This window comes from Nonomuraea sp. NPDC049486, assembly GCF_040676925.1.
GTDB classification, from domain to species: Bacteria; Actinomycetota; Actinomycetes; order Streptosporangiales; family Streptosporangiaceae; genus Nonomuraea; species Nonomuraea ferruginea.
Genome location: NZ_JBFAPV010000003.1, coordinates 327,720 through 340,472 on the forward strand (window position 1 = coordinate 327,720; position 12,753 = coordinate 340,472).

At 71.7% G+C, this 12,753-nt stretch carries 13 protein-coding genes; 9 read left to right on the top strand and 4 right to left on the bottom strand.

Features of this window, described 5'->3' with window-relative positions:
- The first annotated feature begins 4 nt into the window (after window positions 1-4).
- From AB0K05_RS10380 to AB0K05_RS10390, 3 genes are read left to right on the top strand one after another with little or no spacing between them, the layout of a single operon-like run.
- Complete coding sequence (locus AB0K05_RS10380) at window positions 5-829, top strand: CoA ester lyase (RefSeq protein ID WP_271280279.1); 825 nt, start codon at window positions 5-7, stop codon at window positions 827-829.
- A complete protein-coding gene (locus AB0K05_RS10385; RefSeq protein ID WP_271280280.1) occupies window positions 826-1,290 on the top strand; it encodes a DUF3598 family protein in 465 nt (154 codons plus the stop codon). Before AB0K05_RS10380 ends, AB0K05_RS10385 begins: the two co-directional genes overlap by 4 nt.
- On the top strand, window positions 1,290-1,868 hold the full coding sequence (locus tag AB0K05_RS10390) for a cupin domain-containing protein (protein ID WP_271280281.1): 579 nt from the start codon (window positions 1,290-1,292) through the stop codon (window positions 1,866-1,868). Before AB0K05_RS10385 ends, AB0K05_RS10390 begins: the two co-directional genes overlap by 1 nt.
- 63 nt (window positions 1,869-1,931) lie before the next feature.
- On the opposite strand, the gene AB0K05_RS10395 is transcribed toward AB0K05_RS10390, so the two are convergent.
- Genes AB0K05_RS10395 through AB0K05_RS10405 form a run of 3 tightly spaced genes read right to left on the bottom strand, consistent with a single transcriptional unit; the run spans window position 1,932 to window position 5,343 of the window.
- Entirely contained in the window at window positions 1,932-3,347 is a 1,416-nt protein-coding gene (locus AB0K05_RS10395) for an MmgE/PrpD family protein (protein WP_271280146.1), read from the bottom strand.
- Entirely contained in the window at window positions 3,344-4,168 is an 825-nt protein-coding gene (locus AB0K05_RS10400) for a cyclase family protein (protein ID WP_364228355.1), read from the bottom strand. Before AB0K05_RS10400 ends, AB0K05_RS10395 begins: the two co-directional genes overlap by 4 nt.
- Entirely contained in the window at window positions 4,168-5,343 is a 1,176-nt protein-coding gene (locus tag AB0K05_RS10405) for a CoA transferase (protein WP_222709186.1), read from the bottom strand. Before AB0K05_RS10405 ends, AB0K05_RS10400 begins: the two co-directional genes overlap by 1 nt.
- Window positions 5,344-5,616: 273 nt before the next feature.
- Between AB0K05_RS10405 and AB0K05_RS10410 the strand changes: the two genes are divergently transcribed.
- The 6 genes from AB0K05_RS10410 to AB0K05_RS10435 all read left to right on the top strand — a co-directional run bounded on the left by AB0K05_RS10410 (window position 5,617) and on the right by AB0K05_RS10435 (window position 11,913).
- A complete protein-coding gene (locus AB0K05_RS10410; RefSeq protein WP_148033451.1) occupies window positions 5,617-5,967 on the top strand; it encodes a hypothetical protein in 351 nt (116 codons plus the stop codon).
- A gap of 29 nt (window positions 5,968-5,996) precedes the next feature.
- Entirely contained in the window at window positions 5,997-6,827 is an 831-nt protein-coding gene (locus tag AB0K05_RS10415) for an IclR family transcriptional regulator (protein WP_148033450.1), read from the top strand.
- Between the two features lie 30 nt (window positions 6,828-6,857).
- Complete coding sequence (locus tag AB0K05_RS10420; protein ID WP_271280145.1) at window positions 6,858-8,291, top strand: amidohydrolase family protein; 1,434 nt, start codon at window positions 6,858-6,860, stop codon at window positions 8,289-8,291.
- A gap of 141 nt (window positions 8,292-8,432) precedes the next feature.
- Window positions 8,433-9,302, top strand: coding sequence for a branched-chain amino acid ABC transporter permease (locus tag AB0K05_RS10425; protein ID WP_219549186.1), 870 nt, complete (start codon window positions 8,433-8,435; stop codon window positions 9,300-9,302).
- Window positions 9,302-11,182, top strand: a complete 1,881-nt coding sequence (locus AB0K05_RS10430; protein ID WP_271280144.1) for a branched-chain amino acid ABC transporter ATP-binding protein/permease — start codon at window positions 9,302-9,304, stop codon at window positions 11,180-11,182. Before AB0K05_RS10425 ends, AB0K05_RS10430 begins: the two co-directional genes overlap by 1 nt.
- Complete coding sequence (locus AB0K05_RS10435) at window positions 11,179-11,913, top strand: ABC transporter ATP-binding protein (RefSeq protein ID WP_219549188.1); 735 nt, start codon at window positions 11,179-11,181, stop codon at window positions 11,911-11,913. The genes AB0K05_RS10430 and AB0K05_RS10435 overlap by 4 nt, the downstream gene beginning before the upstream one ends.
- 73 nt (window positions 11,914-11,986) lie before the next feature.
- Here the strand turns inward: AB0K05_RS10435 and AB0K05_RS10440 are convergent, their stop codons facing one another.
- Window positions 11,987-12,721 (bottom strand): hypothetical protein, encoded by a 735-nt coding sequence (locus AB0K05_RS10440; RefSeq protein WP_364228359.1) that lies wholly within the window; start codon window positions 12,719-12,721, stop codon window positions 11,987-11,989.
- Window positions 12,722-12,753: the final 32 nt, after the last annotated feature.

Below are 12,753 nucleotides of genomic sequence, written 5' to 3' on the forward strand. Positions count from 1 at the left end.
CGGCATGGCCCGATCCCACCTGTACGTGCCGGGCGACGCGCCGGACAAGCTGGGCAAGGCGCTCGGCAGGGGCGCGGACGCGCTCATCGTCGACCTGGAGGACGCCGTCCCGCCCGCGGGCAAGGACGCGGCCAGGGAGGCGGTGGCCGGCTGGCTGCGGGAGACCGATCCCGGGCCGGTGGAGCTGTGGGTCCGGGTGAACCCCGGCCCGCTGCGCGAGGCGGACGTCCGCGCCGTGGCCACCGCGCCGTCGCTGGCCGGGCTGGTCGTGGCCAAGGTCGAGAGCGCCGCCGAGCTGGCCGAGCTCGACACCCTGCTCACCGCGCTGGGCGCGGACGGCGTGCCGGTGGTGCCGCTGCTGGAGTCCGCCTCGGCGATCTTCCAGGCGCTGGAGATCGCGCGCGGGCCCCGGGTGGCCCGTCTGCAGGTGGGCGAGGCCGACCTGCGCGCCGACACCGGCGTCACCACCGGGCCGGACGAGCGGGAGCTGCTCTGGGCCCGTTCCCAGGTCGTGTTCGCGTCGGCCGCCGCGGGGATCTCCCCGCCGGTCGGGCCGGTGTCCACCGACTTCCGCGACCTCGATGCCCTGCGGGCGTCCACGGAGGCGATCGCCCGGCTCGGGTACGCGGGCCGCGCCTGCATCCACCCGGCCCAGATCGCGGTCGTCAACGAGGTGTTCACCCCGTCGGCCGAGCGGGTCGCCTGGGCCAGGGACCTGGTCGAGCGGTTCGAGGCGAGCGGGTCGGGCGTGCTGCTCGACTCGGCCGGGCGGATGGTCGACGAGGCCGTGGTCCGCCAGGCCCGCCGCGTCCTCGGCATGGCCCGATGACCGCGGCCGTTCCGTGCGGGCTGCGGGAGCGGCTCGCCGCTGTCACCGGGGTCTGGGAGGGCAGCTATACGCACCTGTCCCCGGCGGGGGAGGTGCGGGACACGTACGCGTCGCGCCAGGAGACCCGTCTGGAGGGAGACCGCTGGTACGAGCGGATCGTCTACCGGAGGCCCGGCCACGACCCCGAGGTGCTGGACTTCCGCGCCCGCTTCGAGAGCGGCGAGCTGCGCTTCGACGACCCGTCGTTCGAGGGGCGGGCGGTGCTGGTGGAGGGGCGCTTCCTGGTGTTCCCGTACCGGTGGACCGCCGACCCGGGGACCGAGGTGGTCGAGCTGATCACCTTCGCGGACGACGACTACAAGGCGCGGCTCTGGCAGCGCTTCCGTGACGGCCGGCTCGAAGGCGTCACGGTGATCGAGGAACGCCGGGTGCCCGGCGCGACGGCGGAGGTGTGGCACTGATGACGCGTGTGGTCGACCTCGACGGTCCCGGCCTCGACTGGCGGGAGGTCGTCATGCCCGCGAGCTCGGGACCCGTCCGGCTGGTGCGGTTGCACGCGGCCGGCGAGGCGTCGGTGTCGCTGGTCCGCTTCCCCGCCGGCTGGAGCAGGCCGGACACCGGGCACTACCCGTGCGCGGAGGAGTTCGTGGTGCTGGACGGCCTGATCTCGGTCAGCGGCACAGACTTCCCCGCCGGGACCTACGCCTATCTCCCGCCGTCCACGCCCCGTACGGCGAGCGTCGCGGGCCCCGGCGGCTGCCTGGCCGTCGCCTGGTTCTCCGGCCCGCCCGCCTGGAAGGACGGCCTGCCGGACGGGCCCGCGCCGCGGGTGGTCCACGGGCCCGTCGCCGAGGCGCTGCGGGTGGAGGACGACGTCATCCGCGCCCGCGGCTCCGCGTCCGGCGTCCCGGAGCCGCGGGATCTCGTGTCGGGCGGCGAGGTGGAGGTGCTCTCCCTCACGGCCCGCACCTGGACGTACGGCTCCGGCGTCCCGGACCTCCCCGGCCCTCTCCTCACCCGCTTCTGGCCCACCGCCTGACCCCCGGGAGGCGGGGCCACCGCGGGCGCGCAGGGTGGCGTGGGCGCCACCCTGCGCGGGTGCTCACGGGGTCGTCATCAGCGCGGGTTCCAGGAGGCCCGTGACGTCTGCGCGGGTGGCCAGGCCGCGGACCTCCTTGGCGAGGGTCGTGACCGCCTCGGGGGACAGGACGCGTGCGGCGTTGAGGGCGTACTTGCGCTCCAGCTCGTCGATGCTGAGCGGGTGCTCGGGGCCGCCGCGTGAGCTGTGGACGCGGTGCTCCAGCCGCCGCCCGTCGCGGGTGCGCACCCGCAGCACGGCCGAGAACGCCCGCGGGAACTCCTCCGAGCACTGCTCGTCGGCCACCACCCGGACCCGCGCGGCCAGCGCCAGCCGGCGCTCGTCGCGGAACGCTGTCTCGGTGAAGTCGTCCAGGTGCAGGCCCAGCCCGCCGCCGCCGACCAGCGCGCTGGCCACGGTGTAGGGGCCGGAGAACTTCGCGTGGTACGGGGTGCGCGGGCGGATCTTCTCCTCGTACGGCTCCCCGATCGTGCGCAGCGGGGCCGCGGCCACGCCGAGCTCGATCTCGTCCACGTCCTCGGGACGCAGCCCTTCGGCGCGCAGCGCGAGTGCGGCGTCGATGCCCGGGTGGGTGAAGTGGTTGGACGGGTACGGCTTGTAGACCGTGCGCAGCAGCTCCCAATCCTCCCCGAGCCCGGCGGTGATCGCTTCGGCGTCGTAGCGCCCGTCGAGGAACGCCTGGAAGAAGCCGAAACGTCCCTCGAAGACCGTCGGCGGCCCGGTCACCCCTTCGGCCGCCATGGCGGCGGCCACCACGCCGGAGTGCGCCGCCCAGCCGCAGTGGACGCGCTTGACGGTGCCGCCGGTGCGGTTGGCCTCGATGACCCCGGCGCCCATGCTGGCGGCGATGCCCATGGCGTCCGCGATGCCTGCTGCGTCCAGCCCCATGAGCAGGGCCGAGGCGGCGGCCGCGCCGACCGTGCCGCAGATGGAGGTGGCGTGCCAGCCCTTCTCGAAGAAGAGCGAGTTGCGCAGTTCGGGCAGGTAGGAGGCCATGCCGAGCCGGTTGGTGATCTCGTCGCCGACCGCGATGGCCTGGCACAGGGCCGCGCCGCTCGCCCGTACCGACTCCGCGACCGCCAGCGCGGCGGGCACGACCGAGGCGGACGGGTGGAGCACCGACGGCAGGTGGGTGTCGTCGAAATCGAGCGCGTGCGCGAGCGTGCCGTTGACCAGGGCGGCCGAGGGGGCGGGCAGCGCGAGCGCGTGGCCGAGCACGGAGCACTCGCCGGCGCCGCCCCACCGCCCGGCCAGCCGCCGCACCGCCTCGTGCGGCTCCTGCGGGCCGGTCAGCTCCTGGGCGGCCAGGCAGTTGCCGAACGTGTCGAGCACCCGGCCCGTGACGTCGGCCATGACGGGCTCGGGCAGCCCGTCACGGGCGGCCGCGGCGAACTCGGCGAGAGCGGAGACGATCGTCATGACGCCAGCACCGCGAGCGGCCGGACCGGTGCGCCGGTGGCGCCGACGACCGGCAGCGGGTTGAGCACGAGCAGGAACTCGGGCACGCCCAGCTCCCGCAGCTCGGTGAGCCGCATCGTCTCCACGATGTTCACCCCTGACTCGACCAGGAGGATCCGGTGCACGGGCAGCACGGAGTGGCCGCGGCCCGCCTGAATCTGCTCGAAGGCGACGGTCTCGCCGCCGGCCACCCGCACGCCCTGCTCGGCCAGCCAGCGGGCCGCGTCCGGACCGGGGCCCGGCACGCCGCCCTCCTCGCCGATGAACCGGCCGGGCCGGTCCCACTCACGCGACCAGCCGGTGCCGATGAGCACCGCGTCGCCGGGCCGGATCCGCACGTCGGCCCGGTCCCGCGCGGCCTCCAGGTCGGCGCGGGTCACCTCGTAGCCGGGCGGGAGCACGTCGGCGCCGTGCAGGGCGGCCACGTCGAGCAGCACCCCGCGTCCCACGTACGGGGGGAAGGCGTCGATGCCCAGCCGGGACAGGCCCTGGTGCGACTGGACCCCGGCGGCCTCGACGCCGCCGTACAGGTAGCCGTCCTGTGAGACGTGGCCGAGCGCGTCGACGTGGGTGCCCACGTGGCCGCCGGTCAGGATCACCTCGTTGGCGGCCGAGCCGCCGTCCTCGCGCACCATGTCGCCGTGCCGGCGCTCGATGACCATCCGGAACCGCGGATGGCTCGGTGACTGCGGCATGCCCGTCCGCATGGGCTGCGCGAGGTCGACGATCCTGGCACCGTCGAGGCGCTCCCAGAGCGTCGGCAGCGTGCTCGTCTCGGTCATCACACGATCCCCTTGTCTCGCAGGGCGGCCAGATCCTCGGCGCTCACGCCGAGCCCGCCCCACACGTCGTCGTTGTCGGCGCCCCTGGCGCGGCCGCTCCAGCGGATGGAGCCGGGCGTCGCCGAGAGGCGGAAGAGCACGTTCTGCATCCGCAGCGGCCCGAGGTCCTCGTCGTCGACCGTGGTGATCGTGTCGAGGGCCTGGTACTGCGGGTCCGCGAACACGTCGCGGATGTCGTAGATGGGGGCGACCGCCGCCTGGGCCGCCTCGAACTCGCGCACCACCTCGTCCAGGTCGCGCTCGGCGATCCAGCCGCCGACGTACGCGTCGAGCAGGTCGGCGTGCTCCGCGCGCTCGGCCCCGGAGGCGAACCACGGCTCGTCGATCACCTCGGGGTGCCCGACCAGGCGCATGACCCGCTCGGCGATGGAGTTCGCCGAGGTGGAGATCGCCACCCAGCGGCCGTCCCTGGTCTGGTAGGTGTTGCGCGGCGCGTTGTTGACCGAGCGGTTGCCGGTGCGCGGCTGGACCCGGCCGAGCTGGTCCCACACCATGGGCTGCGGGCCGAGCAGGGTGACCAGCGGCTCGATGATGGCCAGGTCGACGACCTGGCCGCGGCCGGTGCCGCCGGGGCTGTCGCGGTGGTGCAGCGCCATCGTGACGGCGCTCACGCAGGTCAGCGCCGCCACGCCGTCGGCCAGGCCGAACGGCGGCAGCGTCGGCGGCCCGTCCGGCTCGCCGGTGACCGCGGCGAAGCCGCTCATCGACTCGGCGAGGGTGCCGAACCCGGGCCTCCTGGAGTACGGGCCGTGCTGCCCGAAGCCCGTCACCCGGGCGATCACCAGCCGGGGGTTGAGCTCCAGCAGCGTGTCAGGGGACAGGCCCCAGCGCTCCAGGGTGCCGGGACGGAAGTTCTCGATCAGCACGTCGGCCCGGGCGAGCAGCCGTTTGAGCAGGTCGGCGCCCTCGGGCCGCCCCAGGTTGGCGGTCACGGTCCGCTTGTTGCGGCCGAGCATCTTCCACCACAGGCCGATCCCGTCCTTGCTCGCGCCGTGGGTGCGGGAGGGGTCGCCGCGGTCGGGGTGCTCGACCTTGACGACGTCGGCGCCGTAGTCGCCCAGGATCGTCGCCGCCAGGGGGCCCGCGAACAGGGTGGCCGCGTCGACCACCACCAGGCCTGCCAGGGGACCCGGCGGCGCGGTGCGCTGGTCGTCGGTCGCTGATCGGTCCCTCGGGACGATCTGCTCTGCCTCCACGGAATCGGCCTCCTCAGATGGCTGGATGTGCGTCAGGCCAGTCGGTGCCCGCGTCGCCGCACGGTGCGGCGGGAACCCGGGGCCGCGAATCGCCGCAGGACAGCGTCCGGCACCGGGTCTTCCCAATATATTGAAACAGCGTTACTGTGTGCGGAACAACCCCGCCTGAGTGCCAACCTGGAGCTCTTCGCAATGATCTACCTCGTCTACCGGATGAAACTGCGTTCCCGGGCGCGGCAGGACATGAAGGGCTTCTGGCAGTGGCTGGAAGACCGGGAAAGCTGGTTCTACCGGGATCTGCCGATGGTCAGCGAGGTCCGCTGGTACTACAGCGCCGTCGGCGACGTCTACACACTGGAGAACTGGGCGGCCTTCGAGGACGAGGCGGCCTGGGGCGAGTACCGCAAGGCGCTGTCCACCCTCAAGGCGGACGACGGCTGGGAGAACCAGCGGGTCAGCCAGGACGAGTGGTGGGAGTTCCTGGACACGCGAATTGTCACCGATCTTCCTGCGCGCGTCGGTTTTCACCGCCAAGGTAGATAGCCGATTCTGATCGTTTCCTTGGAGGACAGATGCCGACCAAGAACGCCGGCACCGCGACCAGCGGGAAGGCGCCCGCGAGGGAGAACTCCGGCCAGGCCATCGCCACCGTCGAGCGGGCCGCGGACGTGCTCATGCACTTCGCCGAGACCCCCTCGAACACACTGGGCGTGACCGAGATCGCCGAGGCGCTGGGCATGTCCAAGGCCGCCGTGCACCGGATCCTCGCCTCGCTGCGCGTGCGCGGGCTGATCGAACTGGACCAGTCGACCCGGCGCTACTCGCTCGGCGTCGGCGCGATGCGGCTCGGCCTGGCCTATCTCGACCGGATCGACGTGCGGCGGATCGCCGCGCCGGAGCTGGTGACGCTCTCCCAGCGCACCGACGAGACGGCCACCCTGTCGATCCGCACCGGTAACTACCGGATATACGTAGACCAGGTGACCCCGGCCCGCGAGGTCATCATGAGCGTGAACCTCGGCGTGGCCCACCCGCTGCACGCGGGCGCCTCGTCCAAGGCCTTCCTCGCCTTCCTCACCGAGGAGGAGATGGAGAACTACCTGTCGCTCGGCGCGCTGGAGCCGCTGACCGGCAACACCATCGTCGACAAGGCCCGGCTCCGCAGGGAGCTGGCCTCGATCCGCGAGGGCGGCTACGCCCAGTCCTTCTCCGAGCGCATGTCCGGCGCGGCCTCCGTGGCGGCGCCCATCCTCGACCACCACGGCAGGCCGGTGGCGGTCGTCAGCGTCTGCGGGCCGGTGGAGCGCTTCCGCGCCGAGGTCGGGGAATGCGTCGCGAGGCTTCTCGAATCAACCGCACGACTGTCCGCCCAGATGGGCTGGAACGCATCCGAAAGGGGGTGACGGCCGGTACCCCCGGGCCCGGCCATCTCCATGTCTCGATACGACCTTCTCGTCAAGGGTGGCACCGTCGTCCTGCCGTACCACGGCGAAATCCGCGCAGACCTGGCGGTATCCAACGGCAAGGTCGCCGCCCTGGCCGACGACATCCCGGCCGCCGAAGCCGATGAGGTGGTCGACGCCCGCGGCAAGGTGGTGCTCCCCGGCGCCGTCGACGCCCACTTCCACCTCGGCATCTACCGGGACCTGGCGCTCGACGCCTTCGAGGAGACCCGCTCCTCGCTGGTCGGCGGCGCCACCACGGTGCTGTCGTACTTCCGCACCGGCTCTCACTACCTCGACCGTACGGGACCGTACAAGGAGATCTTCCCCGAGGTGCTGAACGCGGTGGCGGGCCGCACCTGGACCGACTACGCCTTCCACCTGGCGCCGATGACGGTGGACCAGATCGCCGAGATCCCCATGCTGGTGGAGGAGCACGGGGTCACGTCGTTCAAGTACTACATGTTCTACAAGGGGTTCGACCTGGCGGCCAACAGCCGCGACGCGCGCTCCTTCACCATGGGCGACGAGTACGACCTGGGCCACCTCTACCTGCTGATGGAGCAGATCACCGCGGTCCAGAAGGCCAACCCGGACAAGCGGCTCTCGGTGTCGCTGCACTGCGAGCAGTCGGAGCTCATGCGGGTCTTCATCGACCGCGTACGGGCCGACGGGGACCCGCAGACGCTGCGCGCCTACCACGAGGGCCGCCCGCCGCTGACCGAGCGGGTCGCCATCGGCGAGGCCACCACGCTGGCCTCGCACACCGGCACCAACCTCAACCTGCTCCACCTGTCGAGCGCGGAGGCCGTGGACGCGGTCGCGCTGGCCCGCCGCTCGTTCGGCGGCGACCTGCGCGCCGAGACGACCCTGCACCACCTGTGCCTGGACCACGACACCCTGGACGCGACCGGCAGCCTCGGCGGCAAGGTCAACCCGCCCATCCGCACCAAGGCCGACAACGAGGCGCTGTGGCGGCACGCGGCCGAGGGCACCATCGACTGGGTGGCCTCCGACCACGCCTGCTGCATGGAGGCCGAGAAGGGCGACCAGCTCTGGCCGGCCCGCCCCGGCTTCGGCGGCACCGCCCTGCTCTACCCGGTGCTGTTCTCCGAGGGGCACCGCAAGCGCGGCCTGTCGCTGTCCAGGATCGCCGAGCTGGCCTCGGCCAACCCGGCCCGCGCCTACAACCTGTGGGGCCGCAAGGGCAGCCTCATGGTCGGCTTCGACGCCGACCTGACCGTGGTCGACCCCGAGCTGGCGCAGCCGGTCACCAACGAGGTGTGCCTGTCGGGCCAGGACCACACCCCGTTCGAGGGGGTCGAGCTCACCGGCTGGCCCGTCGTGACCGCCGTCGGCGGGCAGGTGCGCTTCCGCGACGGCGAGACCGTCGGCGAGCCCACCGGCCGTTACGCACGCCACTGACCTGCGTTGACCAGGGGTCGCTCAAACATCAGACCTATTGACAGGGTTCTTGGGCGACCCCTAGCTTTTTCCGTTGAAACGCTGTTTCGTTTTGTGGAACGACTCTGGCACTACCCGTAACACCCCCGAGGAGCGGTGCTGATGAGCCCCGAGGCCATCATCGATGGGCTGTTCGCCGGTTCCATCTACGCCCTGGTCGCACTCGCCCTGGCGATCGTCTTCCAGCCGACCCGGATCATGAACTTCGCTCAGGGCGAGGCGCTGATCCTCGGCGCCGCCGTGGCCTACCAGATCGTCGCGCTGGAGAAGCTGGGCTGGGCCGCGGCGATCGGCCTGACCATCGTGCTGGCCTGCGTCATGGGCGTGCTCATGGAACGCATGATCACCCTGCCCATCAAGCTGTCCGGATCGCGCAACGCCTGGATCATCGCGACGCTGGCCGCGGCGCTGATCTTCCAGTCGGTGTTCAACCTGGGCTACTTCGACGTCGACGCCCTGAGACCCAGCCCGATCATCCCCGGCGGGTTCGAGGTCGCCGGGATGACCATCCAGTGGCAGGAACTGCTGACCATCGTGGCCGCGCTGGCCGTCATGGGGCTCTACGACCAGTTCCTGCGCCGCTCCGCCTACGGCAGGGCGATCCGGGCCACCGCCCACAGCTCCGACACCTCGGTGCTGATGGGCATCCCCGTGCAGCGCATCGTGGTGCTCTCCTTCGTCATCGCGGCCGTCATCAGCGCCGTCGCCGGCCTGCTCGCCGCCCCCGTGATCTTCGTGGCCCCGGCGGCCGGCCTGGTGTTCACCATCAAGGGCTTCACCGCCGCGGTCATCGGCGGCGTCGGCTCGCCCCGCGGCGCGCTCATCGGCGGCATGATCGTCGGCCTGCTCGACACGATCGTGCGCAGCCTGGTCGGCGGCTCCATCGGCAACTTCGCCGTCTTCGCCGCCCTCGCCGTGATCCTCGTCATCTTCCCGTCCGGACTCTTCGGCAAGCCCATGGAGGCGCACTGATGGCAACGGTGGAAACGACCCCCGCCCGCGCCGGCGGGCGCGGCGGCTCCTTCTTCGACTCCGCGGGCTATCACCGATGGCGCACCGTGGCCCTGGCCGGGCTGACGATCGTGGCCGTCGCCGTGCTGCTCGCCTGGCCGTACATCACCGACTACTACAGCTACAACGCCTCGTACTACAACGGGCTGGTCGCCTCGGCCGGCATCAGCGCGATCCTGACGATCTCCCTCAACCTGTGCATGGGGTACGGCGGGCTGCTGTCGATGCTCCACAGCGGCCTGCAACTGGCGGGCGGCTACGCCACCGGCTACATCGTGGTCAAGGCGAGCGGCTCGTGGCTGCTCGGCATCGTGGCCTCGACCGCCGTCGGTACCGTTATCGCCCTCATGGTGCTGGCGGTCAGCCTGCGGGCCACGTACCTGTACTTCGGCATGATCACCCTGGCCGCCAACCTCATCGTGGTCGAGGTCGGCCGCGAATGGGAGCCGGTCACCGGCGGCATCGTCGGCATCAGCGGCATCGCGCCCGCTGCCGGAGGCGAGATCATGCCCAAGGAGGTCTTCTATTACGTGGTGCTGGGCTTCCTCGTCCTGGCCTACATCGTGCAGCGCAACCTCGTGCGCAGCGGCGTCGGCCGCGCCTCGATGGCCGTGCGCGAGTCCTCCGACACCGCCTCCGCCATGGGCATCTCGCCGAACCGGGCCAAGCTCCTGCTGTTCGGCATCTGCGGCGGCATGGCGGGCCTGTCCGGAGCCCTGTACGCGCTGCAGCTCGGGTTCATCAACCCGGACGTCGGCCTGCTCGACAACGGCATCATCTTCTTCGTCGGCCTCTTCCTCGGCGGCAGCGCCACCCTGGCCGGGCCGATCATCGGCGTCGGGTTCATCGCCCTGATCGTCGAGCTGATCAAGGACCAGGCCCGCTACACCACCCTCGTCCTCGGCCTGCTGCTGCTGGCCGCCATGATGCTGATCCCCGGCGGCATCGTCGGCACCTGGAAGAACTCGCGCTTCGGCCGCGACCGGGTGACCGAGGCCAGGGACGAGGAGCTGCCCGAACAGGTGCCCGACGTGGTGCCCGAGCTGCGCGACGCCCAGCCGGACGTGCCCGCGCTGGAAGGCACCGGCATCGTCAAGCACTTCGGCGGCGTGCACGCGCTCGACGGCGTGGACGTGCGCATCATGCCCGGCACCGTGCACGGCATCATCGGGCCCAACGGGTCCGGCAAGTCCACGCTGGTGTCCTGCCTGACCCGCTATCACAAGATCGACGCCGGCACCGTGAAGGTGTTCGGCGAGGAGGCCGCCGCGACCGCGCACGGCGTGGCGCGGGCCGGGGTCACCCGGGTCTTCCAGGTCCCGCACCTGTTCGAGCGGGTCAGCGTGCTCGACAACGTGCTCACCGGCATGCGGACGCGCGAGTCCTACAGCTGGCTCGGCGCCGTGCTCCGCTCGCCGTCCTACCGCCGCCAGGACGAGGTCGAGCGGAAGGAGGCGCTGGAGCTGCTGGCCTTCGCCGGGCTCGCCTCCCGCGCCGACTGGCTCGCCTCGTCGCTCTCGCACGGCCAGAAGCGCCTGCTGGAGGTCGTCCGCGCGGTGGCCAGCCGGCCCAAGGTGCTCATCCTGGACGAGCCCGCCACCGGCCTGACGACCGGCGAGCTGGACGCCCTGGCCAGGCTCTGCCGGGCGCTGCGCGAGCGTGGGCTGGCCGTCGTGCTGATCGAGCACAACGTGGACTTCGTGATGAACCTCTGCGACGAGATCACCGTCCTGGAGAGCGGCAAGGTGATCGAGCAGGGCAACCCGGAACGGGTGCGCAACTCGGCGGCGGTCCTCGAGGCGTATCTCGGCCGCCCGGACCTCATGGGAGACGAGTCGTGAGCAGACTGCTGGAACTGTCGGGGCTGGGCGCCGCCTACGGCGGCGTGCGCGCCCTCGACGGGCTCGACCTGCACGTCGACGAGGGCGAGTTCGTCGTCCTGCTCGGCCCCAACGGGTCGGGCAAGACCACGACCATGAAGTGCGTCTCCGGGCTGCTCAAGCCCGTGGCGGGGCGGATCACGTTCGCCGGGAAGGACCTGGCCAAGGTGCCCGGCTGGAAGCGGCCCGCCCTCGGGCTCGGCCACGTGCCCGAGGGCCGGCAGATCTTCCCCGAGCACACCGTCATGGAGAACCTCACCCTGGGCGCCTTCCCGGTGCGGCGCAAGCGCGCCGAGACCGAGCGGCGGCGTGAGGAGATGCTGGAGCTGTTCCCGCGGCTGGCCGAGCGGAGCACTCAGCTCGCCGGCACGCTCTCGGGCGGCGAGGCGCAGATGCTCGCGGTCGCCCGCGCCCTGATGGGCGACCCGCGCCTGCTCATGCTGGACGAGCCGTCGCTGGGGCTGGCGCCGCTGAAGGTCATCGAGCTGTTCGGCTATCTCAAGCGGCTGCACGAGGAGCGCGGGCTCACCATCCTGCTCGTCGAGCAGCAGGCCAGCACCGCGCTGCGGCTCGCCGACCGAGGCTACGTGCTCGACCACGGGACGGTGGGGCTGGAGGGCACCGCGGCCGAGCTGCGCGACGACCCCCGCGTCCAGGCCGCCTACCTGGGACAGCTCCGAGAGTCCGCCTGACACACCCGACGACGAACGTCCGGCACGGGCCAGCGAGGCCCGTGCCGGACGTTCTGTTCTGTACGGGTCCCGGTCAGCCGAAGGCGGTGGTGCCGGGCTTGACGACGCCGAGGAAGGCCGCCAGGAGCACCAGGAACCAGATCGCGTACACGTACGGCAGGCACGTCTGCACGGACGTGCGGATCCTGGCTTCGACCTCCGGCGTCGAACCCTCGGAGACCAGCTTGCCGAACGCCGGCCCGAACGGCTTCAGCCGCCAGCGGATCATCACGCCGGCGAGGATGCAGAGCCCGTAGGCGGCGAGCTTGGCGCCCAGCCACTTCGGGTTCGTCTGGACGCCGAACGGCTCCGGCACGACCATCATGTACGAGCCGATGCCGACCAGCACGACCACCAGGCCGTACCGGACGACCAGGTCGAGCCGCTGCACGATCCGGCCGAGCGCGGTGGCGCCCTTGGTGTAGTCGTAGACGACCAGCACCAGCCAGCACAGCGCGGCCACCCAGACGAGGACGACGAACCACCAGGGGAAGTAGTCCTCGGCGAACGGCCCGAGCGCCATCAGCGTCACGCCGCTGGGCAGGAACAGCACCAGGCAGATGCGCGGCGCCATGTCGACCGCGTGCATGATCTTGGCGGCCACCGACCGGGCCGGGGTGGGCAGGTCGGACTTGAGGATGAAGCGGCTGGAGTAGAAGACGCCGATGTCGCTGCCCAGCCAGTACACGAACAGGACGATGTGCAGGAAGATCGCCAAACTGTAGGCGTTGAGCCCATGAACCGGTTCGATGGGCGCGGCGAGGATCATGAGTGAGTCTCCGTAGGAGTGCGTGTGGCCGG